Here is a 25,909-nt window from a genome sequence, read left to right on the forward strand (position 1 = left end):
CTTCAAAAGGATGATGAACATATGGAAATCATCTCTTTGGCTCTATTTACAAAAGATGTATCAAAGCTGTTTCATCTGTTATCAAAATTTTTTACCATTAAAAGGGATATATTATGGGGTTTTTAAGGGCTGACTAATTAAGGTAAACTAAATACTATTGGAAAATAGGGTGAAATTGTAACAAGTCAAATGATGTTACCAATTATACTTTAATCAAGGTAGGACAGCAAATTTGGTTTGATAGGTTTCGGTGCCATCAGCGTTAATAGAGAAAACCAAATAGACTCCACTTTTAGATTTGAAGCCTGAATAGTTACTTAAGTTCCAGGAAAATGTTCCGCCATTAGCTTGACCTTTATGGATGAGGTTTCCTGCTATGTCTGTAATCATCACTTCATTATTATAAGCTAAGCCTCGAATCGTAACGGTATTATCGGCAGAAAGTCGAACAGGGTTTGGAAAGACCTCCACATCTGAATGTACTGCTCCGGCTCGGGTAGCATCCGTTCGGTAGGAAAGCAACTGTTTTGAAGAGCTCAAGAAAAGTTCTCCATTTAGAGGATTGACAACCATTTGCTGAATATCGTTATTCACTATCGGACTGTTTGATCTTCTTAAATGCAAAATATTTTGTTCTATGTTTTCATCAAAAAGCCATAAACCATCTCGCGTGCTCATCCATTTTCTATTGCCGCCATCTATAGCGATATGATTAACGGGAATTCCATCAAAAAGGAAAAATCCTTCAAAAATAGGTTGAGAAGCATCTACATTTTCACCTTGCAAAACGCCTTGAAAGCGATTAAAAAAGGCAACTCCACTTTCAGTTGCAATCCACAACTGACCACTTAAATCCAATGCCAAATCCTTGATTTGATTATTGGGGAAATTACCATTTCCTAAAATCGTATTGAGCCTTCTTTCGGATCCGCTTTCCGGATTAAAAACAAATACACCTGAGTTGGTGGCTAAATAATGATCTCCATTAGGCACTATTAAATAATCAGTTATTAAATTATTGGCTGGTAGATTCATTTCTTTCACCTGCTCAGTTTCCGGATTAAAAAGAGCATATAAATTATTCTCCGTTTTCACCAAAGCCCAATAACTCGCCTGTGGACTTTCAGCTAAGCTAACCCATTCAGTTATAATGGAGTCACCCAAATTTAATGCGGAAATGCTTTCCGTATCCCAACTGAATATTCCTTCTTCTGGGCTAAGGAATATACCATTTCCTGAAGTCAGGTCTAAAGCTACATCCCTGAACAGCGGTAAATCCTGACCAAAAGCATCTTTTGCTGTATAAGTCCATTTGCCATTTTCAAAATATGAAAACCCGACAGTACTTTCAGCCAAGTGAAAAGTAAATTGCTCAATTTGATGCAGGCTTTCAGTTTTACCTTTTGGTCCTTGGGGAGCCAAGCTTTCTGTTGCACCTTGCTGATAGCGAATTAAACCTAAGGTTTCTTCGGCAAGGAAAAACTGACCTTCAAAAAAAATAAAGTCATTGATTTGCTTTGCTTCCGTCACCGTGAAAGCTGATTCAAATCTGATTTCATTAAACTGAAAAAGCTGATTAGAGGAGGATAAATACAATTCGTTATTTATCACTTTTAATTGCTGAATGCTTGCATCTGCACCAAAAATACTTTGCCAGACGTCACTTTGAAATTGATAAATGCTATCGTTTTCTGCCAAACCGTAAAGATTTCCCTTGTAAAAAACGGTTTTTAATAGCGCTGTTCCATTGTTGTTAATTGTTTCCCTCTCCCAGTTTTGAAAATCTTTGAGATTGAAATTTCCTGTTAAATTTCCTGTTAATAATCCATCAGCTGTACTAAGATAAAGATTTTCGGTATCTGTACTGATTCCATTGATGCTAATTGTTTCTCCATTCTCACCCAAATCAAGAAAAGCATCTACTAATTCGTTTTCAACTGCATTGTACAAAACCACTCCAAAATCTGTAGCTAGATAAATAATATCTGAAACCTGAACTGCTCCATTAATCTTTGTTTCTCCTCTTAAATCGGACTCAAATATTCCTTTGAAAGTGGTGATGTTTAATTCACTATCCATTACATCCATCAATCCATCTGCATAGCCAATCAGCAATAAATCATTGACTGATTCCAGCATACTGATGTTGATGCTGCTTAACCCATCAGTAGTGCTTAAAGTATTAAGACTTCCATCTTCAGTGTCAAAATAGAAAAGCCCATTATTAGTTGCACAGAAAATCTTATTATTAAAAACAGCTGTCTTCTGAGCCGTAGAATAATCTTCATGATTTCTCCAGCTGCCCAATGGAATATTTTGAGCAAGTAGGTTAAAGGAAAATATAAAGATATATAAAAATGAGACTGATTTGAGCATGGTTCTTTTAATGCATTGAATTATGTTTCAAATATAAGAAGTGATAGTTAAGATGTTGAGTCCCCTAACCCCCAAAAGCCCCCTTTTAATTCCCCCAAAGGGGGAAAAGTGCAAGGAAATACTTTCGATTTTTAATTTGATACTGTATAATGTTAATAAATTTTTGAAATAAAATCTAAATAATAGAGATGAACTTTATTGTTTACTGCTTATGAAGATCTGTGGGATTCCCCCTTTGGGGGTTAGGGGGCATTAAAACATTTCCTACATCTCGGTTCATACTTATCCTTTTCGCCCAAGATTACTTTTTGCTTGTTTTCGCTAAGTCGGTAAGAGTAGGAGGCAATTCCTCCACATTTTACGCATATAGCATGGACTTTAGTTACGTATTCAGCAGTTGCCATCAATTCGGGCATGGACCCAAATGCTTTTCCGCTAAAATCCATATCCAAGCCTGCAATGATGACTCTTTTGCCTTGGTTTGCCAGAGTATTTACAACATTCACTATCTCCGAATCAAAAAATTGGGCTTCATCTATGCCTACGACTTCAGAATTTCCTGAGAACAATAAAATATCTTCTGCGAAATCAACAGGAGTGGACCGGATTTTAGTTTTATTATGCGAAACCACTTCAGATTCATCGTAGCGGGTGTCAATTTTAGGCTTGAAAATTTCTATCTTTTGCTTGGCAATGAGTGCACGATTAAGTCTTCGGATTAGCTCCTCAGTTTTTCCGCTAAACATAGAACCACAAATCAGTTCTATCCAACCTTTTCCTTTGCCGCCTTCTTCTCTTCCTATATGTGGTTCTACAAACATATTTCTTTATATAGCTTAATTCTAACTGCTTTATACTTATTCAAATTGAAAGTTATTTAAATTATTAATGCTTCTATTACATAAATCTAGTAGACCTTCAAACTCCTTAGATTTTCCGAAAATGATTCCTTCATTCCTGAAATTTTTAAATCGTGACGAAGGAAACGAGATAAAAATTTCAGGAATCTTCTGCCAGAAATTGTTTCAAATGATAATTCAATCAGAATACTCCATATGCGGAAATTTATTCCGTTCCGCTACTTTTATTTTAATATCTCCCAAAACTACTGCCTGACAAGCTAATCTTTCATTTTCTGCCAATCGGTTCTGATTTCTAAATCTTTCTTCAGCAGACGTTAATTCTCCTAAATTCTCCATTCCATCATCCACTATCATTTTGCAAGTGGTGCATCTACCTTTTTTTCCACAGGCATGCATCCAATCGATAAAGTTTTCGTGTATAATCTCTAACGCTCTTTTTTCTGTGCTATTAGTGATTATCTTGCGTTCATAAAGGTTTGATATCTCAATTTCAGGCATAAGAATAAATGGCAAAAAAAGTAAATTAAATAATGGAGAGCAAATTAAATCATCAGGCGATTGATGCTTACAGCAAAGCATTGGCAAAACAACTGAGCCAATCTTTCTTCAGTAATTCATCTCACATCAGCGGAAAGGAAATTTTAGAGCTAAGCCCCAACAAACAAATTAATTTGATGGTGCTCAAAAACCTTTTCAAAAAATGGAAAAAAGAGAATGCAAAATTGCAAAGCCCTTATTTCGATTACCATAGTGATGAGGTGAAAAAAGCCATGAAAGATTTCATGAATACGCTCTCCCGTCATATTTATGTTAAAAAAGAACATTTTGAACCTATATTAAAGGAATCTATCAAAGATAGCGTTTTGTTGGCTTTCTCTCCCTATGATTTCTATTCTAAGGAAATTAACCAAAGAGATGACAGTCGTTTGCGCTTATCTGATTTGAAGGATTTGAAAAAATATATCAAGTTCAATGATTTTCTTTTGGATGGATTGATTGAGTATTTCGAATCTAGTAAAGAAAAAGTGGTTTTTAATGATACGGCTTTTGAGATGTTCAATGAGGTTTGCAGTAACTCGGAAGAACAACCTGCCGATATTCAGCCCCTTTTGGCTGAATTCTCCAAAACTTTGCCTCTTTCACTCGCGGATATTTATTTGGAAGAAGAAAAAGTGGAAGCAGGCATGCTTAATGATTCCTTACAAAGCAAGGAAAAACTAACTTTAGCTGATAAACTTTCGAAAAACGGTGGGAAAAGCATAATGAAAATGCTCACCCTGAATCAGCGCTTTATGTTTGTCAACGAATTATTTGAAGGCAATCAAAATCAATTCTTATCTGCTGTTGAACAAATTGATGCTATGGACAGCTATAAAGAGGCCGCCTCCCATGTCAAAAAATCATTTGTTGATAAATACAATTGGGATATGGAAACCGAGGAAGTTCAAGAGTTTATGGAGTTAGTGGAGAAAAGGTTTGGACAATAATAATTGGCATTAGTACAAACCTGTATGCTCTATATGTCTTTAAATTTAGATTTTTATTATAACTAGGGCATGTTGTTTTTTACTAATGCCTGACATAGCACTTCAGTAATTTGTTACGAAAAAATAAATAGAATCCGCCAAAGGCGGTAGTAGTTTCCTCTAGCGAGACGCTAGCGGAGGAAAATTATTTTCTATCGCCATCCCTTTCTGAATGGTAATGATTACTGTAGCCTCCGGCGCTAGATAAAAAGACTGCAAAGTTTCTTTGTCGCCAATCACCTCGTCAACACTTGCATCCTATGGGCATCCAGCTTTATTAGCACGAAAAGCAAGATGGTAAATGACCAAAGCGAAGAACCTCCATAACTAAAGAAAGGAAGCGGAATACCGGCTACTGGAAATAGACCGATGGTCATGCCAATGTTAATTCCGAAGTGGAAAAAGAAAATACCCGCCACTGCATAGCCATAAATCCTAGCAAAATTTGATTTTTGTCTTTCGGCTACAACTATAATCCTAACCATCAGCACTAGGAATAAAATTATTAATACAAAACTACCCGCCCAACCGTGTTCTTCTCCAATAGTGCAGAAAATAAAATCGGTGCTTTGCTCGGGAACGAAGTCAAATTTGGTTTGCGTTCCTTCTAAAAAACCTTTACCAAAAGTACCACCGGAGCCAATAGCAATTTTAGATTGCGTAACATTCCAGCCATAACCTAAAGGGTCAGCATCTGGATTAACCAATGCCTTCAATCGGTTTTGCTGGTGAGGCTTGAGCACATCTGAAATCACATAGTCCACACTTTGGATTACGCCTATTACTATAACAGCAGCCAAAATCGTAATCCCAATATTTTTCAAACGCTTATTGTTTATGACGATGATGATAGTAGCCAATACAATAACTCCAATACTCAAGTACATTTGATCCACCAATAAAGTCAAGATGAAAATAATGGCGGCAGAAAGACCTGTAATCACATAAAAGGAAGGGAGTCCTTCTCTATAATATACCAAAATAAAACTAATAAAAACTAAGGCAGTTCCAGCATCACCTTGCATGATGACTAATCCCATAGGCACCAATACAAAAAGAGAAGATTTGATTTGCTCCTTGAACTGATCGAGCCTGACATTATTACTACTAAAATATTTCGCTATTGCTAAGGAGGTGGCAAACTTTGCAAATTCTGAAGGTTGGAGCCGAACGGATCCAAATACAAACCAGGATTGATTCCCTGCTATTTCTGTACCAACTATTAAAACTAAAACTAATAAGACGAGAACTACTGCATAAATATAATATGCAAAGGAATCGAAGAACTTATAATCCAAAATCATGATAGCTGTTATTATGACCAAAGAACCTGCAATCCAAATTAATTGCTTGCCAGAGTTAAGGTCAAAGCTGAAAATATTTTGTTCTTGTTCCGCATCATAAACCACAGCATAGATATTGAGCCACCCTAAAATAACTAGTATAAAAAAAACTGCTATCAGCAACCAATCTACCCTATTCCAAATGCCATCCTGTCTTCTCATAAATTATTCAAATACGCTTTGGTCATCACATAATTTTCTACCCAAGCTCTGTTGGATGCCACTTCACCTTTAATGTATTTTTCTATCAATAAACCCGTGATAGCAGCGGCAACACCTCCACCCCAGCCAGCATTTTCTACATAAACTGAAATGGCAATTTGAGGATTTTTCTTTGGAGCAAAAGCCATAAATGCAGAGTGGTCGAAGCTATCTTTATTTTGCACGGTACCTGTTTTTCCTGCTATTTGGATATCTTTTACCCTAGCAACTCGGGCTGTTCCATCCACAATTTCGCCCATCGCATCCACGACTGTTGTGAAATGAACCGAATCTATTCCTGTATCTTGTCTTTCGTACTGAATTTTGTAATATGAATCAGTGGTTTCAATTCCCTTAACCATATGCGGCCGAATATAATAACCTCTATTTGCTAAAATGGAAGCTAAATTGGCTACCTGAAGAGGAGTAGTCAATAATTCTCCTTCTCCTATACTTAATGAATAGATAGTATAAAAATTCCAATGATCTTTTTGATAATAGTAATCATAATAAGTAGGTCCTGGTACCAAGCCAGGGCTTTCATTTGGAATGTCTATTCCTAATTTTCTTCCAAAACCAAAATCGTTTAGATACCTATTCCAGGTGGTTAATCCCACTCTAGCATCTTTATTAAAATCATCTAAATCGCCTTGCTGAATAATTCTTTTAAATGTTTGATAAAAATATGGATTGCAAGAATATTTAATAGCACCATGTAAATCTTCATTGCTATGCGATCCGTGGCAATTGATAATGCCTCTATTACATGCTATTCGAGTAGAAGGAGTAACCACACCTTCTTGTAAGGCTATTAAAGATTGTACTAATTTAAATACAGATCCTGGGCGGTATTGCGCCATTATAGGTCGGTTAAACAAGGGCTTTAATGTATCCTTATTGAGTTCACCAAAATTTTTACTATAATTTCTTCCTGCCAAAAGATTGGGGTCATATGAAGGACTGTTTACAAATGCCAGAATTTCACCAGTTGTGGGTTCAATGGCCACTATGCTCCCTACTTTATCTTTCATTAAATATTCAGCATATTTCTGCAACTCCAAATCTATAGTAGAAACCAAATTATTGCCTGGAACTGAAAGCGTATCAAATTTCCCATCATTAAAGGAGCCTTTTTCAATTCCTCTTACATTTACTAACTTATATTTTACACCCCTTTTTCCTCTCAATTCTTCTTCATAGGCCGCTTCAATTCCTGAAATTCCAATAAAGTCACCTTGCTTGTAGTAATTGGCGGTATCTCTTTCCAATTGTCTTTTACTTACCTCTCCTATGTAACCTAATCCATTTGCCAATACAGGCTCTGGGTATTTACGAACAGTACGAGCAACAGGATAGAACCCTTGATATTCCACCAGGCGGGTTTGAATCTTGGCGAATTCTTCATTGCTCAATTGTGGATAAAAAAGTGACTGTTTGATGTATGAATATTCTTTTGCCTTTTGCGTTTTAGCGATGAATTCCTCTTCAGTAATATTTAATAAGTTACAAAAAACAGTGGTATCTGGGACGTTTACTTCTTTAGGAACCACCATTATGTCATAAACAGGCGTATTATGAACAATGATTTTATGATTTCTATCTAAAATTAAGCCTCTATAAGGATACTGCACCACCTTATTAATCACATTGTTTTCAGCCGCTAATTTATATCGACTGTCCATTACCTGAATAGAAAATAATTTTACTAAGAAAATTATTCCAACCAAAACGATTAAAAACTGAATGATGTATTTTCTGTTTTCTATCATGAAAACCTTCCTTTAGAATAAAATAGATATTGTATAATTACCAACACCAATACGGTCAATAAAGTGCTCATGAACACCTTAGATATTACATAAAAAAACATATGAAAACCGCCTGCTTCAATAAAAAAAACTACTGCAAGATGAATAAACAATAATGGCACAGCATAAGCCAGAAACCATGATAAACTTAAATCTTTAATCGCAGGACTTTCTACGTTTTCATATCCTCCTCGTGGGGTAATCGCATTCAACCATATAGGACGAATGAATGCCATCAACGTCATAGCTGCCATATGAGTTCCTAAACTATTATAAAATATATCAATGATTAGTCCTGTGAAAAAAGCCAAGAGCAAAAGATAGTTACGGGAAATTCCCAAGGGAAGCAAAAGCAAAAAGCCTGCATATACAAAACAGAACGCTCTGTTAAACAACACAAAATTTTGTGCAAACAATATTTGGGATGCTACGAAAAGCACCCATATCAAAATTTGCTTGAAGTTATTACTACCGTTCATATTCTGATTGCAGTTCTTGTTCTAAAGAATCTTTTTCTTGCTTTAGCTTATTGCCAATTATATATACATAATCAAGGCTAAAAAAATCAGCAGAAAGCGCCACCTCTATATTATAAAAAGTAGCTTCTTCATCTATTTTCACACTTTTAACTGTGCCAAGCTTTACCCCTTGCGGGAAAATAGCGTCATATCCTGAAGTAATTACTTCCATTCCTTCTTGCACTTTAATATGTCGTGGAACATATTTCAGAGAAATCTCCGTTGGGTCTTCCCCTGACCAATTTGCAGTACATAAGGTTTCTGTTTCATCTATCAACACTGAAATCAATAAATTACTATGCAAAGCGGAATAGGCGGTAGAGAAATTAGAGGAAACGCTCTTTATTTTTCCTACCACTCCATTTGGATTGATTACCCCCATTCCTTCTTCAATTCCATCTTCACTTCCTTTATCTAATGTGAAATAGTTTCTAAAACGGTGGACAGAATTGTTCACCACTTTTCCTGTAATAAATTCATATTGCCCTGCTAATTCGAATGGAATTTCTATAGAAGTAGAATCGATTGTAATACTGTCGCCAGCCAATCGGTTTCGCAAGAGTTCATTTTCTTGAGCTAAATTTTTGTTAACCTTTGCTAATTGAAAATAATCTTTAACAGCCTGTTTGTTTTCATAAACATTGCCTGCAATTGCACTTGAACTATTAAAATAAGAGGCACTGATGTAATCATTATGATTAACTACCAGCCATCCGCTAACTACTTCCAATAACAAAAAGATAAAGAAAGCCCTATATTGATAAATTAACTGAAATAATTTACGCATTTACCTTTAGGTTTACAGGCAAAAAAATAAACTGCTTTAAAAAGGAAAAAGGAATGCCTTTTATAGGATTCCCTTTTCCAAAAATATTTTGTATTGAATAATTCATTAACTCATTAAAACAGCTTTGTAATGGTTTAAATTTTTCAACGCAATTCCTGTTCCTCTAACTACCGCTCTCAACGGATCATCCGCCACGTGAATTGGCAGCTTAGTTTTTAGCGCTAACCTTTTATCAAGACCTCTTAATAATGCACCACCACCAGTTAAATGAATTCCATTGTCATAAATATCGGCAGATAATTCGGGCGGTGAAATCTCCAATGCTTTCAACACGGCTTCCTCAATTTTGGAAACTGACTTATCAATCGCAAAAGCTATTTCAGAATAAGAAACTTTAATTACTTTCGGGATTCCCGTCATCAAATCACGACCACGGATTTCATAATCCTCAGGTCCATCATCCAATTCCGTTAAAGCGGCACCTACTTCAATTTTAATTTTTTCCGCAGAACGCTCTCCTATCAGTAGGTTATGCTGTCTACGCATATAATCTAATATGTCTTTAGTGAAAGTATCACCTGCTACTCTGATCGATTGGTCACATACAATTCCAGAAAGGGCAATTACTGCAATTTCAGTTGTACCACCTCCTATATCCACCACCATGGAGCCGATTGGTTGCTCAATGTCAACTCCAATACCGATACTCGCGGCAATTGGCTCATGAATCATGTAAACTTCTTTGGCGCCAGCGTGTTCAGCTGAATCTCGAACCGCTCTTTTCTCCACCTCAGTGATGCCTGAAGGAATACAGATCACCATTCTATGTGAAGATGGCATGAAACTTCTTTTTCCGCCATCAATCATTTTAATCATCCCACGAATCATATGCTCTGCAGCATGGAAATCCGCAATTACTCCATCCTTCAAAGGACGAATTGTTTTTATGTTTTCGTGAGTTTTTTCATGCATCTGCATGGCTTGGCGACCAATGGCCAACACTTTGTTAGTAGCTTTATCAATCGCAATGATGGAGGGTTCATCCACCACTATTTTGTCTTTATGAATAATTAAGGTATTGGCTGTACCCAAATCTATGGCTATGTCACTTGAAAAGAAATCAAATATCCCCATGGATGTTCGTATATATTATTTTAAAAATTATCACTTTGGAAATTTACAAATTACTTTGATAAATTAAGCAGTTCAACGAAAATATTTCCTGATTAATCTAAAAATTGATTTTTAATGTTTGAAATGTCTAATTCCTGTGGTCACCATTTTCATTCCATTTGCATCACAATAATCAATGCTGTCCTGGTCTTTAATAGAACCGCCAGGCTGAATCACAGCTGAAATACCTGCTTCATCAGCAATTTCCACACAATCAGGGAATGGGAAGAAAGCATCCGATGCCATTACTGCTCCTTTTAAATCAAATCCAAAAACTTTGGCTTTTTCAATCGCTTGCTTTAGAGCATCTACTCTTGACGTTTGACCGACACCACTGGCCAGCAGTTGGCCATTGTTAGCCAGAATAATTGTATTGGATTTTGTGTGTTTACATACCTTTGAAGCAAATAACAATGCTTTTTCTTCTTCAGCCGTTGGTGCTTCTTTAGTCACAACCTTCAAATCTGATTTACTATCTGTATGTAAGTCTCTATCTTGTTCGATTATCCCATTAAGCAAACTTTTAAATTGCTTCTTGGTAGAAAGATTAGTTTTCTTTTTTAGTAAGATTCTGTTTTTCTTTCCTTTCAATACTTCTAAAGCTTCCGCAGAGAAATCAGGAGCAATCAGAATTTCAAAGAATAATGAATGCATTTCTTCCGCAGCTTCTTTATCTACTTTTTCATTGGTAATCAAAACGCCACCAAACGCAGAGAGTGTATCTGCTGCAAAAGCTTTTTGATAAGCTTCTTTAACGGAATTGCCCAAAGCTATTCCGCAAGCATTGGTATGTTTCAAAATAGCAAAGGCCGTTTCGCCCTCAAATTCTTCTATTAAAGAAACTGCTGCATCAACATCCACCAAATTATTATAAGATAACTCTTTACCATTCAATTGGTCAAAAAGCTCGTCCAAATCTCCAAAGAAAACACCTTCCTGATGAGGGTTTTCACCATAACGTAATGTCTTGTTTTCAGAAATGCTATGCTTAAATCCTTTTATGGAATCCTCTTGATTGAAATAATTAAAGATGGCAGTATCATAATGAGAAGAAACATTAAAAGCATAGGCAGCAAAAGATTTTCTGTCCTTTATATCAGTACTTCCATTTTTTTCTTCTAATATTTTTTCCAAACTAGCGTATTGATTTTGTGATGCTACTATCACTACATCCTTGAAGTTCTTAGCGGCAGCTCTAATTAAGGAAATTCCTCCAATATCTATTTTCTCGATAATATCTTGCTCACTTGCTCCCGAAGCAACTGTTTGCTCGAAAGGATATAAATCAACAATCACTAAGTCAATTTCTGGAATATCATATTCTTGCAATTGTGCCTTATCAGATTCCAAATCTCTTCTGCTCAAAATTCCTCCAAATACTTTAGGGTGCAAAGTTTTTACTCTCCCGCCCAAAATAGAAGGATAGCTAGTTAAGTCTTCAACAGCGGTAACTTCTGCTCCTTGTTCTTCAATGAATTTTTGCGTACCTCCCGTGCTATATATTTTTACGCCTTTATCTTTCAATATTTGAATGATTGGCTCTAAATTATCTTTATGAAATACTGAAATGAGTGCGGACTGGATTTTTTTAACTGACATTATACTTATTGTTATTTTCTTGCAAAACTAATTGATTTATAGCTTTTTCGCCTATGCTTTAAAAACTTTATGACGATAGACATAAGATTTTTTTAAGATTATAAGCATTTTTCTAATCTTTCAATCCTTAAATCTGTTAAGCGTGTATAGCGAGTTCATTTTCAGTTTTTTATTCTAATAAAGTTTAAATGTCATTCTTTGAACAAATCATAAATAAAATATTTCCTAAGGAGAAGAAAAACCTAATTCTAACCAATGAAGTTTTGAAGAGAAGCCAGCAAGAATTTGATTCTTACGAGGAGTGGCACTCCTCTGATGTGAGCAAGGAAATTTTGGATAAGATTTTCAGGGCATATCATCTAAAGAAAACTGATATCAAAGACCCCATTCCGATTGCCCTGTTAGAAAGTGATAAAGCCAATGGATTTGCTATAGCGAATTGCAGCAGTTTGCTGGACTCAGATTACAAAATGCTTCTGGAGCATTTTAAAAAACAAATTTTATCAATTGGCTATCGACAATCTGGCTCCAATAGAAAAGTAACGGCAGAGGATGAACGAGTTACTACCAAAGAATTCTATTATTTGAAACCACCCATTCAAATGGAACCGCCTATCGACCAAAAGTATGGCAACATAAGTTTGGAGCTCATCCTTTATGATGATAAACCCCATTATTTAAAACTGATGGCAAGTGTTTATTCCGATAGATTGTATTCTGAACCGGAAAGCTTTTATGATTTGGTGGAGACACTTTTTGAGAGGGGAGAATGAGCTGAGACTGTTTTTTGAAATCTAGATTTTCAGAATATTTATTTACATTTCATCACAATTTACTTTGCTTTTTGTATGAACAAAAAGTGGCATGTTAAATGGATTATAACTTGAAATTCTAAGTTTTAGAAATGAGATAAAGAAAGCGGGAAAATCACTTAGTGATTTTCCACAAATTCCTCAATAATTTTAGGGAAGTGTTGATGCTCTAGTTGTTGAACCTTCGCAGACAATTGTTTTGCCCCCATTTGTGGTGAAATGCTACATTTAGCCTGAAAAATAATGCGACCTTCATCATAGTTATCATTTACTAAATGAATCGTGATACCACTTTCTGTCTCCTTATTCAAGATAACGGATTCATGGACATGATTTCCGTACATTCCTTTTCCACCATATTTTGGCAAAAGAGCAGGGTGAATGTTGATGATTTTCTCTGGATATTGAGCAACAATTTCAGGAGCAATTTTCAGTAAAAATCCAGCTAATACAATGAAATCAACTTCTTTTGATTTCAAATACTGAAGGATTACATGCGGTGTCTCGAAATCTTCTTTGTTAAAATATTTTGAGGGAATGTGGGCTTTTTCAGCTCTTTCTATTGCTCCTGCGTTTTCATTATTGGTAATAACAGAGGCTATATTGATAGTCTTATGATTTTTAAAATAATGAATAATTTTTTCGGCATTGCTACCAGAGCCAGAGGCTAAAATAGCGATATTTTTAGGCTCGGTCATGATTTAATCAATTCCTTCCTTTTTAATATTGTTTCCACAAATTTCTTTTCGTTTTCTGTTTTAAAGACTTTATACGGTAGATGAATAAACTGCGCTTTTGAAAGCACAAAAGTAAATGCATTTTTTCCTACTTTGGCTGATTTGATTTGATCCCACTTGACCGGCATACCTTGCTTGGCATTCAATTTTATTAAAATCTGTTGAGAACTGATCTCGTAGGAGAGTCGCTCAAACAATATTTTGTATTGGTCTAATTGTGTTACTCCCGCAAACTGAATAATCCAAAATAGAAAATACAATAATAAGGCAATAAATGAACCTATGAACCACCAAATATTGGGAATCCAAGCGTAACCAGAGCAAATTGCAAGTGCGATTAAAAACACCCACCACTGCTCCTTTACAATGTTTTTCAAACCTGTTTTGATATACGTGCCGTTATCCAGCTTATATTTTTTTGTTTTAACTAGCATTTCTGCAATTCAATTTTCTTAGTAAATTTTTATCCACCCTAATTTGGGTTTGCAAATATATCTCATTTTTATGGTTTCAAGAAACCGCTTTCAAACTGATGTCTAAACTTTTATAAGAATGGGTTAAAGCACCTACAGAAATAAAGTTAACACCTGTCTCTGCAATCTTCACAATAGTGGATTCAGTTATGCCACCCGAAGCTTCTGTCTGGCATTTATCACCAATCAAATCAACTGCTTTTTTCATATCGACTACGCTCATATTATCCAACATGATAACATCCACACCACCAACTTCCAACGCTTCTTTTACTTCTTCTAGATTTCGGGTTTCAACCTCAATTCGTAAATCAAGATTCTTTTCTTTCAAATATTTCTTGGTTGCAGTAACTGAAGCGGTGATTCCACCAGCAAAATCGTTGTGATTATCTTTCAACATCACCATATCAAATAATCCGAATCGATGATTTTTACCTCCACCAATTTCAACTGCCCATTTTTCTGCTAATCGGAAGTTTGGGGTTGTTTTTCGGGTGTCCAATAATTTTGCAGAAGTATGAGTAATCATTTTGCTCAGGTTATGCGTGTAAGTTGCAATTCCACTCATTCTTTGAAGGCAATTCAACACCAATCTTTCAGATGTTAAGATAGAGGAAGCTTCGCCATGAACTTTCAATCCAATATCATCCTTTTTTACAGATTCTCCATCCTTTTTGAGGATTTCAAGTTTTAAATCTTTATCAACCGCATTGAACACATATTCTGCCATTTTAACGCCAGCCAAAATCCCATCATCTTTAATGATCAGTTGGGCAGTATTTAGCGTTCCTTTTGGAATGGATGCTAAAGAAGAGTGGTCACCATCACGAATATCTTCTTCTAAAGCAATTTTAATAAATTGATGAATATTCTCTTCGGTTAAATATTGATAAGTCAAGATTATTACTTTTTGATATTAGCTCAAAGTTACGGTGATATCGGTATTTATAATACAATGAAGAGTTTTAATTTTAGGTAGCGATCTAAGAAGCCTTTTTTAAAAATTGCTATTGGGTCAAAAACAAAAAAGCTACCCCTTGCGAAGTAGCTTTGTGGAGCATATCGGAGTCGAACCGATGACCTCTACGCTGCCAGCGTAGCGCTCTAGCCAGCTGAGCTAATGCCCCTTTTCATTTATTTTAATGTTATTCTACTTCTTTAATCTCAAAGCAATCGAACCGATGACCTTCCCGACCTTTTCATTCGGGACACTCTATCCAGCTGAGCTAATGCCCCAAAAATAAAAATAGACTTTTTGCAATTGACAAAATGCCAATTATCAAAGGTTTGCAAAGCTATGGAAAAAATCTATTTCTAAAAATACCTTCTCGCTTTCCTGAACTTTTTTGTGTAGTAATCGGTATAAATATTCGCTTCAACAACCCCAACGCTTGATGAAGCATGAATAAAGCGCACATCGTTTTTACCTCTTACTTCGGTTACCAATCCTGCGTGGGTAATTTCTCTCCTCCTTTTTCCCATTGCAAAAAAAACTACATCACCTTTTTGAAGCTTGCCGAATCGGACTTTAGTGCCAACTTTAGCTTGGTTTTTTGAGACTCTGGGAATATTCACATCCCCTGCTTTAAAACTAACATATAATAATCCAGAGCAATCCATACCTGATCGACTAACCCCGCCCCATTTGTAAGGAGTTCCAGTGTAAGAACGAGCCGTTTGAATGATGATATCCAATCTTCTTTCCCTAAGTTTTGCCTTCTTACTTGTGGCGCATCCCCCAAGGAATACAACAATCAGTAGCAATAAAATCAGCTGGATGGAATATATTTTCCTAAATTTGTGTTGAAGCATAATTCATTATCAGAAATCACTTAATTTATGGATACTGTTACAAATCAAAGCATTTTTGAGGAATTGGTCAGCATTGTAGGCGCAAAAAATGCCCTTTTGCAAGATGAAGATAAATATAAATATTCTCACGATCATACTGAGGACTACTCCTTTATGCCAGATGTAGTACTAAAACCTTCAACTCCTGAAGAAATTAGTGCTATTATGAAGAAATGTAACGAACACCTTATTCCTGTTACGCCTAGAGGTGGTGGAACTGGCTTAAGTGGAGGTGCTTTGCCCACCAAAAAAGGGGTGGTCATTAGCATGGAGAAATTCAATAAAATTTTATACATAGATGAACTGAATTTGCAAGCAACTGTTGAGCCTGGGGTAATAACGGAAGTTTTCCAAAATGCTGTTAAAGAAAAGGGATTATTTTATCCACCAGACCCATCAAGTAAAGGAACCTGCTTTTTAGGAGGAAATTTGGCAGAAAATGCTGGTGGACCTAAAGCAGTGAAATATGGTGTTACTCGCGATTATGTTTTGAATATGCAAGTGGTGTTACCCAATGGTGAAATGATTTGGACTGCGGCAAATGTGTTGAAAAATAGTACTGGTTATAATTTGACCCAATTAATGTGCGGAAGTGAAGGCACTTTAGGCATCATCACTAAAATTGTTTTTAAATTAAGACCTTTCCCAAGAAAAGATGTGACCTTACTGGCGCCTTTTACAAGCAATGAAGAAGCTTGCCGAGCCATAGCTGCCATTTTCAAAGCGGGAGTTGCACCTTCAGGTATGGAGTTTATGGAGCGTGACGCTATCGTAAAAACGCAAGATTATATCAAGAATGAAATGGGTGAAACGGTAAGTGTTGATTTACCCGATCACGTAAAAGCTCATTTATTAATCGAGCTTGATGGAAATGATGAAGAGGTTATGATGAATGAAGCGGAAATCATATTAAATGTATTGGAAGATTTCGACACTGGTGGAGAAGTTCTTTTTGCGGATACTCAAGCTAGAAAAGATGAACTTTGGAAATTAAGAAGAAATGTGAGCCCTGCTGTTAATGCTTATTCACTTACTAAAGCAGAGGATGTAGTCGTTCCGAGAGGAAACTTACCCGCTTTAATTGTTTTCATTAAAGAAGTAGGAGAAAAGTATGGTTTTAATTCTGTTTGCTACGGTCATGCGGGTGATGGAAACCTTCACATCAACATCATGAAAGAAAACTTAAGTGATGATTACTGGAACAAGGAAGTAAATGAAGGCATAGGTGAAATTTTTGAGGAAGTCGTACGATTAGGCGGAACACTTTCAGGTGAACACGGAATTGGAATTGCTAAAAGACCTTATATGCAAATGGCCATGGGAGATGTAAAACTTGACCTGATGAGAGGCATTAAAAAAGTATTCGACCCAAATAATATATTAAATGCAGAAAAAATATTTTAAAAATTCCTAAACAAGAATAAAAGTTATCCGTTTGTCGAAAGTATTACTATCAATACTGCGTGTAAAATTTAGCAACTTGGATAATTTACTTTCTTCTATTAAAATTGAGTTAAACCCTCACCTTTTTCAGAAAGATCCTGAATCCTCTGAATTAGGCAGAAAAATCCTCTCACAATCTTTATTGATGATTGATGAAATGGGGCTAGAATGTTTTACTTTCGGTAAATTAGCGAAAGCATTAAACACTACAGAAAGCTCTATATATCGCTACTTTGAAAGTAAGCATAAGCTTCTACTTTATTTCTATAATTGGTATTGGAGTTGGGTAGATATCCAATTAGCTTTTCATACTCATAATTTATCAAGCCCCGATTCTAAATTAAAAAGAGCAATTGAAGTAATTTGCAAACCTGACGCGGAGGATAAAAGCATCAGTTCTCTAAATTTTGAACAACTCGTCAATATTGTGATTTCTGAGTCTTCCAAAGCTTATTTAACAAAAGAAGTTGACACAGAAAATAAATATGGTTTATTTTTAACTTTTAAAAAGGTATCAAGGCGGTTAGCAGATATTATGATGGAGATTAACCCTAATTTTAGTTATGCTAACACTTTGGCTTCTACAAGCATAGTAGGAATTCTGCATCAACAATATTTTGCAATGCATATGCCCTCATTATCTGACATTCAATCAGATAAAGATGAATTATCTAATGTTTTTTACCAAATTATATTAAAAAACCTAAAGAACTAAAATGGCAGAAAATTATAAAGTCCATCCTTTCAAAAGGTTTATCGACCTTCTAGAGCCTGAAAAAAGCTTTGTTTTTACCATTTATATTTATGCTATTTTTTCAGGGCTTATCAGCCTTTCTTTGCCTTTAGGTATACAGGCAATTATCAATCTTATAATGGGTGGTCAAGTAAGTACCTCCTGGGTAATCCTTGTTTTTCTCGTAATTCTTGGGATTGTAATTAATGGATTATTGCAAGTGCGGCAATTAACTATTAATGAAGTCTTACAACAAAAAATCTTTACTAGAGCGTCATTTGAGTTTGCTTACAGAATTCCACGATTCAAGATTAATCAAGTAGAAAATGCGTATTTACCAGAATTAATCAATCGTTTTTTTGATACCATGTCAGTCCAAAAAGGACTTGCAAAAATTCTGATTGATTTTTCCACTGCATTTTTCCAAATCATTTTTGCCTTAATACTTATTTCGTTTTATCATCCTTTCTTTATTCTGTTTTCATTTTTCTTAATTTTATTAATTTTCTTGATAGTAAGATTAACTGGCCCAAAGGGTCTTAAAACAAGTATTAGAGAATCAAATTACAAGTATGAAACTGCTCATTGGCTAGAAGAATTGGCTAGAAATATGGAAAGTTTCAAAATGGCCGAAGATTCAAAGCTCCCGCTGGAAAAAAATAATAAAAACACCGAAAATTATATCAAGGCAAGAAGATCTCACTTTAGTGTAATCATTAATCAATTTTCATTAATGATTGGCTTCAAAGCTGTAGTGGCGGCAGGTTTATTATTAATTGGTGGCTTTTTAGTGATTGAACAGCAAATGAATATTGGGCAGTTTGTTGCAGCGGAAATTATAGTGGTTTTAATTATAAATTCTGTAGAAAAACTAATTTTCGTTATTGAATCAATTTATGATGTGCTTACAGCTGTAGAAAAAATTGCCGTAGTTACCGATAAACCATTAGAAGACTATTCACCAGGCAGCCATCCGCTCACAAAGTCTGAAGGAATGGCCATAAAACTCCGTGATATTACCCTAAATGGAAATGAAGCAAATCACACTTTTCTAAACAATATAAATCTCGATATTAAAGGAGGAGAAAAAATAGGCATTGCAGGAAGTTCAAATGCTGGGAAATCTATCGTTTTGCAATTGATTTCTGGTTGGTTTACTAATTACAAGGGAAATATAATGTTCAATAGTGCTGCTTTAAAAGATTTAAATATTTCAGATGTAAGAAGAAATATTGGAGACTGCATGAGTTTTGGAGGCATTTTTCAAGGTACAATTGAAGAAAACATAAAAATAGGATCTCCTATGTCGGATATGGCTGAAATCCAAAAAGCTACAGAAATTACTGGGTTAAGTGAATTTATGGATCGTGAACCTGCAGGATATCAAAGAATGCTTTTTCCGGGAGATAAAACTTTTCCTAAAGAAATCAAACAACAGATTTTATGGACTAGAGGTATTTTAGGTAAAAAAACACTTATACTTTGGGAAGATATTTTCGGTATGATTTCGCAAGATAAAAAACATAAGTTTACGAAATACCTATGTAGAAAAGATAACCCCCAAACCGCAATTTTAGTAAGTAACGATCTCAGAATACTAGAAAATTGTGATAGAGTGATAGGAATGGAAAATGGTGAAATATTATATGACGTTCCAGGAAAAGAAATTAAGAATCATGATTGGTTTGAAAAAATAAGCCTAAATAAAAATGCTTAACATTAGCCCATATTCTCTAAAAGACAAAGTGGATACTAAAAAGTATTCCTCTTTTGGTATGTTCAAAGAAATTCGAGCTGATAAGATCTTAAAACGATTGCTCATCACATTTTTCTTGATCTTCTTAGGAGTTTCATTTTTGCCGTGGACCCAAAATATTAGAGGGAATGGTCAGGTGACTGCCCTTTCGCCTTCACATCGCCCTCAAGAATTAAATTCTATGATAGATGGAAGGATTGAAGAATGGTATGTTCAAGAAGGAGATTTGGTGGAAAAAGGTGATACAATCCTATTTATTCGAGAAATAAAAGACCAATATTTTGACCCTCAATTACTTGAAAGAACTCAGGCACAAATTAACGCTAAAAAACAATCACTGGGTTTTTATGAAGAAAAAATTGATGCTTTATTAAAACAAATAGGAGCAATAGAAGAAAATAGAGTGCTTAAATTACAACAAGCCAAAAACTATTTAAGACAAGCTGAATTACAAATTCAAGCTGACAGCATAGATTACGAAGCCTCACAAATAAATTTAAAAATAGCTGAAAAACAGTTTGCTAGACAAGAAGAACTTTATGAGGAAGGTTTAAAGTCGCTTACTGACTTGGAAATGAGGAACAATAAATATCAAGAAGCCTTAGCTAAAAAGATTGGCATGGAAAGTAAGTTACTAAGTAGCAAAAATCAATATCTAAACGCAAAGATTGAATTAAATTCAGTCTATAATGAATATACAAATAAATTGCAAAAAGCTCGTTCTGATTTGTTTACTACTCGCTCAATGCTGCAAGATACAGAAGTCGAGGTTGTTAAAATGGAAAATAAGCTTACCAATTACAAGGTTCGATTTGGGTTTTATTATGTGAGAGCTCCTCAAAAAGGCTACATTACTAGAGCTGTAAGTACGGGAATTGGTGAAAATATAAAAGCTGGAGAATCTTTAGTTTCCATAATGCCAGCTGATATAGAATATGCAGTAGAAATGTATATCATGCCGAGGGATTTGCCGCTCTTCAATGTTGGCAATGAAGTCCGCTTGATATTTGACGGATGGCCATCAATAGTATTTTCTGGTTGGCCCATTATAACTTATGGTACTTTTGGTGGTGAAGTAGTTGCCATTGATCGTTTTATCAGTCCTAATGGAAAATACAGGGTTTTGATAGCACAGGATCCTGAAGAACCTGAATGGCCACAAGCACTAAGAGTAGGTGGAGGAACGAGTGGGCTAGCTTTATTGGATATCGTTCCAGTATGGTATGAGATATGGAGACAAATCAATGGCTTTCCACCAAACTTTTATACTCCTGAAAATACGGGGCGAGCTAACAATGAAATTAAGGTGCAAGAAAAAGAAGAATTATGAAGCTTCAAATTCAACATATTGTTTTATTATCCTTTTGCACAACGATTCTTACTTTTTCAGCTAGGGGACAAGAACTTGCAAACTTCGAACAATTGAGTGAACAGGACTTTCTTTCACTGGTAATGGAAAATCATCCCTTAATACAACAAGCCCAAAATTTGCGAGAAATGGGTGATTTTGCTGTGATGGCAGCAAAAGGTAATTTTGATCCAGAATTATTCTCCAAAAATAAACAAAAGTACTATGACCAAACTAATTACTATCAATACAGCGAATCTGGAATAAGGCTTCCCACAAGAACTGGAATAACTTTTCAAGGTGGTTATGATTGGACAGAGGGAGAGTATCTAAGTGATGAGGCACAACTGCCTGCTGCTGGACTTGCTTATTTAGGTGTAAGCGTACCCGTTTTGCAAGGTTTATTTATTGATGATAGAAGAGCAGCGCTTCAAACTGCTTTTGTAGATAAAAGAGCTTTTGAAAATGAGGCTCAGCTTTTGCTTATTGACATTTTATTGGAAGGAAGTAGCTATTACTGGCAATTCGCAAAGTTTCAATATCAAAAAAAAGTTATTGAAGATGCAATTAAATTGGCTAAAGATAATTTTGAAAACTACAAAATTTCATATGAACAGGGCGATAAACCAGCAGTTGATACTTTAGAAGCTTCCATACAGTTGCAAAACCTATCTATTCAAAACCAACAGTTGGAGGTAGACTTAGCCAATGCAAAGCTGAATTTATTTACATTCCTTTGGGGTGAAAATCAGCCATTACAAGAGTCTGATTTGAAAGCTACAGCAATTAATAACATCTCGCAAAATAAAATAGACAGCTTGAGGGCTAGTTTACCAATTTTTATTCAAGAACACCCTGCAATCAGGGAAAGTGAATTTAAAATTCAAAAACTTCAAATTGAAAATCGCTTAAAGAGAGAAAAGCTTAAGCCAAAACTAAATCTAGAATATAATTTACTGCAAAACCCAAGCGGGAATTTAAATGAAATCAGAGGCTTAGATAATTATAAGTGGGGCTTGAGTTTTAGTATGCCATTGTTTTTAAGACAGTCAAGAGGCGAATTGAGAATGAATGACATTAAGTTAGAAAACACAAATTTAGAGTTGCAGCAGAAGCAATTAGCCATTCGAAATAAGGCAAGGCAATATGAAAACACTTTTGAAAATATTGCAAAACAGTTAGAAACATATCAGAATATCGTAGTTCAATATGAAAGCTTATTAGCCGCGGAATTAAGAAAATTTGAAATAGGGGAAAGTAGCATTTTCCTTATCAACTATCGCCAGATGAGCTTGGTGAATGCGCGCATGAAATATATAGAACTTCAAGCAAAGTATAGATTATATTATCGCCAATGGTTACACAGCCTAGGAGCCAAGCCTGAATTGTGGGTGAATCAATAAGCAATTTAAAATATTGATTATCTTCGCAGGATGTGCGGCATAACAGGAGTATTTGCATTTAATGAAATTGGTAGGTTTAACCTTCCCAATATTTCATTGGCTACGGAAACCTTAGAACACCGTGGACCTGATTTCCAAAAAGTTTTTGTGGGTGATTTTGTGGCTTTGGGTCATAGAAGATTATCCATTATTGACTTAAATCCTCAGTCAAACCAACCTATGTCTGCTGAAGATGGTCGCTATCAATTAGTATTTAATGGCGAAATTTATAATTACAAACTTCTGCGCCAAGAACTTGAAAGCAAAGGAGTTCAATTTAAAACAGAATCTGATACTGAAGTTTTATTGCAATTATTAATTCATGAGGGAAAAGATGCTCTAAATATACTTAATGGTTTTTTTGCTTTTGCTTTTTATGATCAACAAAAGGAAGAAATGCTGGTTGCTCGCGATAGATTCGGAATTAAACCGCTTTACTATTTGGAAGACGAAGACCGCTTTATTTTTGCAAGCGAACTGAAAGCCATTCTCAAATTCGGTATCGAAAAAACTATTGATACTACTTCGCTTTATACTTATCTGCAGTTAAATTATTTGCCTGCTCCCATGAGCATGGTGAAAGGCGTAAAGAAATTGATGCCAGGCAAATATGCAATTGTCAAAAAGAAATCAATTGAAATCAATTCCTACTATGAACTGAAAAACACCTTTGAAAAGCCTTTTCAAGGCAGCTATGAAGATGCTCAAGTTCAGCTGAAAGAATTAATGGAAAAAGCTGTTGAGAGAAGGTTGGTAGCGGATGTTCCTTTAGGCACTTTTTTAAGCGGTGGAGTTGATTCTTCCATCATTTCTACGATTGCTTCCAAAAAAGTGGATGGTTTACATACATTCTCTATTGGGTATAAAGGAAATTCCTTTTTTGATGAAACGGAATATGCCAATGCTGTGGCAAAACATATTGGCTCCAGGCATCAAGTATTTTCACTAAGCTTAGACGATTTATATGGCTATTTACCAAAAATGCTCAAAAGCCTTTCTGAACCTTTTGCTGATAGTTCTGCTTTGCCTGTTTTTGTCTTAAGCCAATTGACCAAAGAAAATGTAACCGTTGCTTTGTCTGGAGATGGAGCAGACGAACTCTTTGCAGGATACAACAAACATGCTGCCCTTTACAGACTTTGGCATCCTGGAACCAAAGAAAAAATGGTTAGCAGTCTAAGTCCTTTATGGAATATTTTACCCAAGTCAAGAAATAATCTTTTAGGAAATTTATCGAGACAGCTAAAGAAATTCGCTGATGCTTCCCAACTCGATATTCAATCACAGTATTGGATGTTGGCAAGTCTGCAAACTGTCAGAAAAGCAACAGATTTACTGTCAAATACAATATTAGAAGATATTGATTTTGAAGCTTTTGATTTATGGAAAGACCAATTACTTTCAACGTTAAGTTCCAAATCTATAAATCAATCTTTACAGCTTGATCAAGAATTAGTTCTGCAAGGCGATATGCTGCAAAAAGTAGATTTAATGAGCATGCAACATGCTTTAGAAGTTCGAGTTCCATTCTTAGATCATGAATTAGTAGCTTTTGCTAACTCCCTCCCCGAAGAATTCAAAGTGAATGGAAAGAGAAAAAAGATGATTTTGCAGGACGCTTTCAGAGACATTCTGCCTGTAAAAATTTACAATAGACCTAAGCATGGATTTGAAGTTCCATTGTTAGACTGGCTCCGAAAAGATTTAAAACAAGATATTGAAAATAAGTGGTTGGATAAGGAGCGAATTGAAAAGCAAGAAGTTTTTGATTGGGAAGGAATTACAGCACTAAAAAAGAAATTATTCTCCAATAATCCTGAAGATAGTCATGCTCACATCTGGGCACTGATTGTATTTCAGGAATGGTATTCAGAGTATATGAATTAATTTCTATCGCTAGCTCTTGGAATAACTTTTCGCTTTAGCGAAAAAACTTTTGTGTTCTGTGTTTCTTTTGTGGTTCAAAAAGGTTGGGATTTACAAAAGTGAAAATCCAATAGTAAACCATATACTCAACTACTCCCATCTCTTATTTAATATTCCGCCATTTTCGTTTAACTTTGTTTTTTAGGATTAAAACTGATTTGAAATTCAATGTCTGAAAAGATACAAGCATTAAAAGCTGAAATATCAGCAGCATCTGCCAAAACTCAAGAAGAGCTAGAGGCTTATAGATTAAAATTTATTAGTCGCAAAAGCGTATTAGGAGATCTTTTTGCTGACATCAAAAATATAGCTCCTGAAGACCGTAAAACTTATGGCCAAGAAGTGAATGAAGTAAAGCAATTAGCAGAAGAGAAATTTAAACAACTAATTGCTGGACTGGAAAGTGCTGATACGGTAAATAAAACTACTGCACCCGTTGATTTGACGCTTCCTCCTAATATTAATTTGGGAACAGTTCACCCACTGACTTATGTGCATAACCGCATAGTAGAGATTTTCCAAAAAATAGGCTTTAATGTAGCGGATGGTCCAGAAATTGAAGACGATTTCCACAATTTCACCGCCTTAAATTTCCCAGAAAATCACCCCGCCCGCGAAATGCAGGACACTTTCTTTATTGAAAGCAATCCGGATATTGCCTTAAGAACTCACACATCTTCTGTGCAAATAAGGGTAATGGAAAATCAGAAACCTCCATTTAGAACTCTAGCTCCTGGACGTGTTTTCAGAAATGAGGCCATTTCCGCTCGTGCACATTGCTTTTTCCATCAAGTAGAAGGTTTTTTTGTGGATAAAAATGTGGGCTTAGTCGATTTAAAACAAACTTTGTATTATTTCGCTAAAGAGCTTTTTGGACAAGATACCAAAGTTCGTTTCCGTCCTTCTTATTTTCCTTTTACTGAGCCAAGTGCAGAAATGGATATTTCTTGCAACATCTGTAAAGGGAAAGGTTGTAATATTTGCAAATATTCCGGCTGGGTAGAAATTTTAGGTTCAGGAATGATTGACCCAAATGTATTGGAAAATTGCGGAATCGATTCGGAAGAATATACAGGCTTTGCTTTCGGTATGGGAATTGAAAGAATAGCGATGTTAAAATTTCAGGTAAATGATTTAAGGTTGTATTCAGAAAATGATGTTCGTTTTTTGAATCAGTTTAAACATTTGAGTTAA

Annotated in this window: 22 protein-coding genes and 1 tRNA gene; 9 read left to right on the plus strand and 14 right to left on the minus strand. The window is 35.4% G+C overall.

The window, feature by feature from the left end:
- Positions 1 to 213: 213 nt before the first annotated feature.
- The 3 genes from VFM92_RS09770 to VFM92_RS09780 form a co-directional block, all read right to left on the minus strand.
- Positions 214 to 2,376: a T9SS type A sorting domain-containing protein gene (locus VFM92_RS09770; protein WP_325122032.1), complete on the minus strand. Its 2,163-nt coding sequence runs from the start codon at positions 2,374 to 2,376 to the stop codon at positions 214 to 216.
- A gap of 242 nt (positions 2,377 to 2,618) precedes the next feature.
- Entirely contained in the window at positions 2,619 to 3,197 is a 579-nt protein-coding gene (locus tag VFM92_RS09775; RefSeq protein ID WP_325122033.1) for a thymidine kinase, read from the minus strand.
- A 216-nt stretch (positions 3,198 to 3,413) separates the two neighbouring features.
- Positions 3,414 to 3,737 (minus strand): 2Fe-2S iron-sulfur cluster-binding protein, encoded by a 324-nt coding sequence (locus VFM92_RS09780; RefSeq protein ID WP_414675570.1) that lies wholly within the window; start codon positions 3,735 to 3,737, stop codon positions 3,414 to 3,416.
- A gap of 32 nt (positions 3,738 to 3,769) precedes the next feature.
- On the opposite strand from VFM92_RS09780, the gene VFM92_RS09785 reads away from it, so the two are divergent.
- Positions 3,770 to 4,726, plus strand: coding sequence for a hypothetical protein (locus VFM92_RS09785; RefSeq protein WP_325122035.1), 957 nt, complete (start codon positions 3,770 to 3,772; stop codon positions 4,724 to 4,726).
- 275 nt (positions 4,727 to 5,001) lie between these two features.
- Here VFM92_RS09785 and rodA read toward each other — a convergent pair whose 3' ends face one another.
- The 6 genes from rodA to purH all read right to left on the minus strand — a co-directional run bounded on the left by rodA (position 5,002) and on the right by purH (position 12,194).
- Positions 5,002 to 6,270 (minus strand): rod shape-determining protein RodA, encoded by a 1,269-nt coding sequence (rodA, locus tag VFM92_RS09790; RefSeq protein ID WP_325122036.1) that lies wholly within the window; start codon positions 6,268 to 6,270, stop codon positions 5,002 to 5,004.
- Positions 6,267 to 8,078, minus strand: coding sequence for a penicillin-binding protein 2 (gene mrdA / locus VFM92_RS09795; protein ID WP_325122037.1), 1,812 nt, complete (start codon positions 8,076 to 8,078; stop codon positions 6,267 to 6,269). Before mrdA ends, rodA begins: the two co-directional genes overlap by 4 nt.
- The gene (locus VFM92_RS09800) at positions 8,075 to 8,428 is read right to left on the minus strand and encodes a Rod shape-determining protein MreD (RefSeq protein WP_325122038.1); all 354 of its coding nucleotides are present in this window, start codon (positions 8,426 to 8,428) and stop codon (positions 8,075 to 8,077) included. The genes mrdA and VFM92_RS09800 overlap by 4 nt, the downstream gene beginning before the upstream one ends.
- Before the next feature lie 157 nt (positions 8,429 to 8,585).
- Positions 8,586 to 9,422 carry a rod shape-determining protein MreC gene (mreC, locus tag VFM92_RS09805; protein WP_325122039.1) on the minus strand — a complete coding sequence of 279 codons (837 nt, stop codon included), beginning with the start codon at positions 9,420 to 9,422 and terminating at the stop codon, positions 8,586 to 8,588.
- Between the two features lie 105 nt (positions 9,423 to 9,527).
- Positions 9,528 to 10,556 carry a rod shape-determining protein gene (locus VFM92_RS09810; protein WP_296621029.1) on the minus strand — a complete coding sequence of 343 codons (1,029 nt, stop codon included), beginning with the start codon at positions 10,554 to 10,556 and terminating at the stop codon, positions 9,528 to 9,530.
- A 111-nt stretch (positions 10,557 to 10,667) separates the two neighbouring features.
- Positions 10,668 to 12,194: a bifunctional phosphoribosylaminoimidazolecarboxamide formyltransferase/IMP cyclohydrolase gene (purH, locus tag VFM92_RS09815; protein WP_325122040.1), complete on the minus strand. Its 1,527-nt coding sequence runs from the start codon at positions 12,192 to 12,194 to the stop codon at positions 10,668 to 10,670.
- Positions 12,195 to 12,382: 188 nt separating this feature from the next.
- On the opposite strand from purH, the gene VFM92_RS09820 reads away from it, so the two are divergent.
- Positions 12,383 to 12,967, plus strand: a complete 585-nt coding sequence (locus VFM92_RS09820) for a hypothetical protein (RefSeq protein WP_325122041.1) — start codon at positions 12,383 to 12,385, stop codon at positions 12,965 to 12,967.
- A gap of 158 nt (positions 12,968 to 13,125) precedes the next feature.
- Here VFM92_RS09820 and purN read toward each other — a convergent pair whose 3' ends face one another.
- The 5 genes from purN to VFM92_RS09845 all read right to left on the minus strand — a co-directional run bounded on the left by purN (position 13,126) and on the right by VFM92_RS09845 (position 16,028).
- Positions 13,126 to 13,704, minus strand: coding sequence for a phosphoribosylglycinamide formyltransferase (gene purN / locus VFM92_RS09825; RefSeq protein WP_325122042.1), 579 nt, complete (start codon positions 13,702 to 13,704; stop codon positions 13,126 to 13,128).
- Positions 13,701 to 14,177, minus strand: a complete 477-nt coding sequence (locus VFM92_RS09830) for a YcxB family protein (protein WP_325122043.1) — start codon at positions 14,175 to 14,177, stop codon at positions 13,701 to 13,703. The genes purN and VFM92_RS09830 overlap by 4 nt, the downstream gene beginning before the upstream one ends.
- A gap of 76 nt (positions 14,178 to 14,253) precedes the next feature.
- A complete protein-coding gene (nadC, locus tag VFM92_RS09835; protein WP_325122044.1) occupies positions 14,254 to 15,114 on the minus strand; it encodes a carboxylating nicotinate-nucleotide diphosphorylase in 861 nt (286 codons plus the stop codon).
- 155 nt (positions 15,115 to 15,269) lie between these two features.
- Positions 15,270 to 15,343: transfer RNA gene (locus VFM92_RS09840), tRNA-Ala, on the minus strand.
- 187 nt (positions 15,344 to 15,530) lie between these two features.
- Complete coding sequence (locus tag VFM92_RS09845) at positions 15,531 to 16,028, minus strand: C40 family peptidase (RefSeq protein ID WP_325122045.1); 498 nt, start codon at positions 16,026 to 16,028, stop codon at positions 15,531 to 15,533.
- Between the two features lie 27 nt (positions 16,029 to 16,055).
- On the opposite strand from VFM92_RS09845, the gene VFM92_RS09850 reads away from it, so the two are divergent.
- The 7 genes from VFM92_RS09850 (at position 16,056) to pheS (ending at position 25,909) form a co-directional block, all read left to right on the plus strand.
- Entirely contained in the window at positions 16,056 to 17,471 is a 1,416-nt protein-coding gene (locus VFM92_RS09850) for an FAD-binding oxidoreductase (RefSeq protein ID WP_325122046.1), read from the plus strand.
- 76 nt (positions 17,472 to 17,547) lie between these two features.
- On the plus strand, positions 17,548 to 18,225 hold the full coding sequence (locus tag VFM92_RS09855; protein WP_325122047.1) for a TetR/AcrR family transcriptional regulator: 678 nt from the start codon (positions 17,548 to 17,550) through the stop codon (positions 18,223 to 18,225).
- Position 18,226: 1 nt separating this feature from the next.
- Positions 18,227 to 19,960: a peptidase domain-containing ABC transporter gene (locus tag VFM92_RS09860; protein ID WP_325122048.1), complete on the plus strand. Its 1,734-nt coding sequence runs from the start codon at positions 18,227 to 18,229 to the stop codon at positions 19,958 to 19,960.
- Positions 19,953 to 21,329 carry an HlyD family secretion protein gene (locus tag VFM92_RS09865; protein ID WP_325122049.1) on the plus strand — a complete coding sequence of 459 codons (1,377 nt, stop codon included), beginning with the start codon at positions 19,953 to 19,955 and terminating at the stop codon, positions 21,327 to 21,329. The genes VFM92_RS09860 and VFM92_RS09865 overlap by 8 nt, the downstream gene beginning before the upstream one ends.
- Positions 21,326 to 22,750: a TolC family protein gene (locus tag VFM92_RS09870; protein WP_325122050.1), complete on the plus strand. Its 1,425-nt coding sequence runs from the start codon at positions 21,326 to 21,328 to the stop codon at positions 22,748 to 22,750. The genes VFM92_RS09865 and VFM92_RS09870 overlap by 4 nt, the downstream gene beginning before the upstream one ends.
- A gap of 30 nt (positions 22,751 to 22,780) precedes the next feature.
- Positions 22,781 to 24,676: an asparagine synthase (glutamine-hydrolyzing) gene (gene asnB / locus VFM92_RS09875; protein ID WP_325122051.1), complete on the plus strand. Its 1,896-nt coding sequence runs from the start codon at positions 22,781 to 22,783 to the stop codon at positions 24,674 to 24,676.
- Between the two features lie 207 nt (positions 24,677 to 24,883).
- Positions 24,884 to 25,909, plus strand: coding sequence for a phenylalanine--tRNA ligase subunit alpha (gene pheS / locus VFM92_RS09880; RefSeq protein ID WP_325122052.1), 1,026 nt, complete (start codon positions 24,884 to 24,886; stop codon positions 25,907 to 25,909).

Origin of the sequence: Marivirga sp. (assembly GCF_035704835.1) — a bacterium.
Taxonomy (GTDB): Bacteria; Bacteroidota; Bacteroidia; order Cytophagales; family Cyclobacteriaceae; genus Marivirga.

Coding starts and splice junctions, on each gene's coding strand:
- VFM92_RS09770 (WP_325122032.1), bottom strand. CDS start 2,376: ATGCTCAAATCAGTCTCATTTTTATATATCTTTATATTTTCCTTTAAC.
- VFM92_RS09775 (WP_325122033.1), bottom strand. CDS start 3,197: ATGTTTGTAGAACCACATATAGGAAGAGAAGAAGGCGGCAAAGGAAAA.
- VFM92_RS09780 (WP_414675570.1), bottom strand. CDS start 3,737: ATGCCTGAAATTGAGATATCAAACCTTTATGAACGCAAGATAATCACT.
- VFM92_RS09785 (WP_325122035.1), top strand. CDS start 3,770: ATGGAGAGCAAATTAAATCATCAGGCGATTGATGCTTACAGCAAAGCA.
- rodA (WP_325122036.1), bottom strand. CDS start 6,270: ATGAGAAGACAGGATGGCATTTGGAATAGGGTAGATTGGTTGCTGATA.
- mrdA (WP_325122037.1), bottom strand. CDS start 8,078: ATGATAGAAAACAGAAAATACATCATTCAGTTTTTAATCGTTTTGGTT.
- mreC (WP_325122039.1), bottom strand. CDS start 9,422: ATGCGTAAATTATTTCAGTTAATTTATCAATATAGGGCTTTCTTTATC.
- VFM92_RS09810 (WP_296621029.1), bottom strand. CDS start 10,556: ATGGGGATATTTGATTTCTTTTCAAGTGACATAGCCATAGATTTGGGT.
- purH (WP_325122040.1), bottom strand. CDS start 12,194: ATGTCAGTTAAAAAAATCCAGTCCGCACTCATTTCAGTATTTCATAAA.
- VFM92_RS09820 (WP_325122041.1), top strand. CDS start 12,383: ATGTCATTCTTTGAACAAATCATAAATAAAATATTTCCTAAGGAGAAG.
- purN (WP_325122042.1), bottom strand. CDS start 13,704: ATGACCGAGCCTAAAAATATCGCTATTTTAGCCTCTGGCTCTGGTAGC.
- VFM92_RS09830 (WP_325122043.1), bottom strand. CDS start 14,177: ATGCTAGTTAAAACAAAAAAATATAAGCTGGATAACGGCACGTATATC.
- VFM92_RS09845 (WP_325122045.1), bottom strand. CDS start 16,028: ATGCTTCAACACAAATTTAGGAAAATATATTCCATCCAGCTGATTTTA.
- VFM92_RS09850 (WP_325122046.1), top strand. CDS start 16,056: ATGGATACTGTTACAAATCAAAGCATTTTTGAGGAATTGGTCAGCATT.
- VFM92_RS09860 (WP_325122048.1), top strand. CDS start 18,227: ATGGCAGAAAATTATAAAGTCCATCCTTTCAAAAGGTTTATCGACCTT.
- VFM92_RS09865 (WP_325122049.1), top strand. CDS start 19,953: ATGCTTAACATTAGCCCATATTCTCTAAAAGACAAAGTGGATACTAAA.
- VFM92_RS09870 (WP_325122050.1), top strand. CDS start 21,326: ATGAAGCTTCAAATTCAACATATTGTTTTATTATCCTTTTGCACAACG.
- asnB (WP_325122051.1), top strand. CDS start 22,781: ATGTGCGGCATAACAGGAGTATTTGCATTTAATGAAATTGGTAGGTTT.
- pheS (WP_325122052.1), top strand. CDS start 24,884: ATGTCTGAAAAGATACAAGCATTAAAAGCTGAAATATCAGCAGCATCT.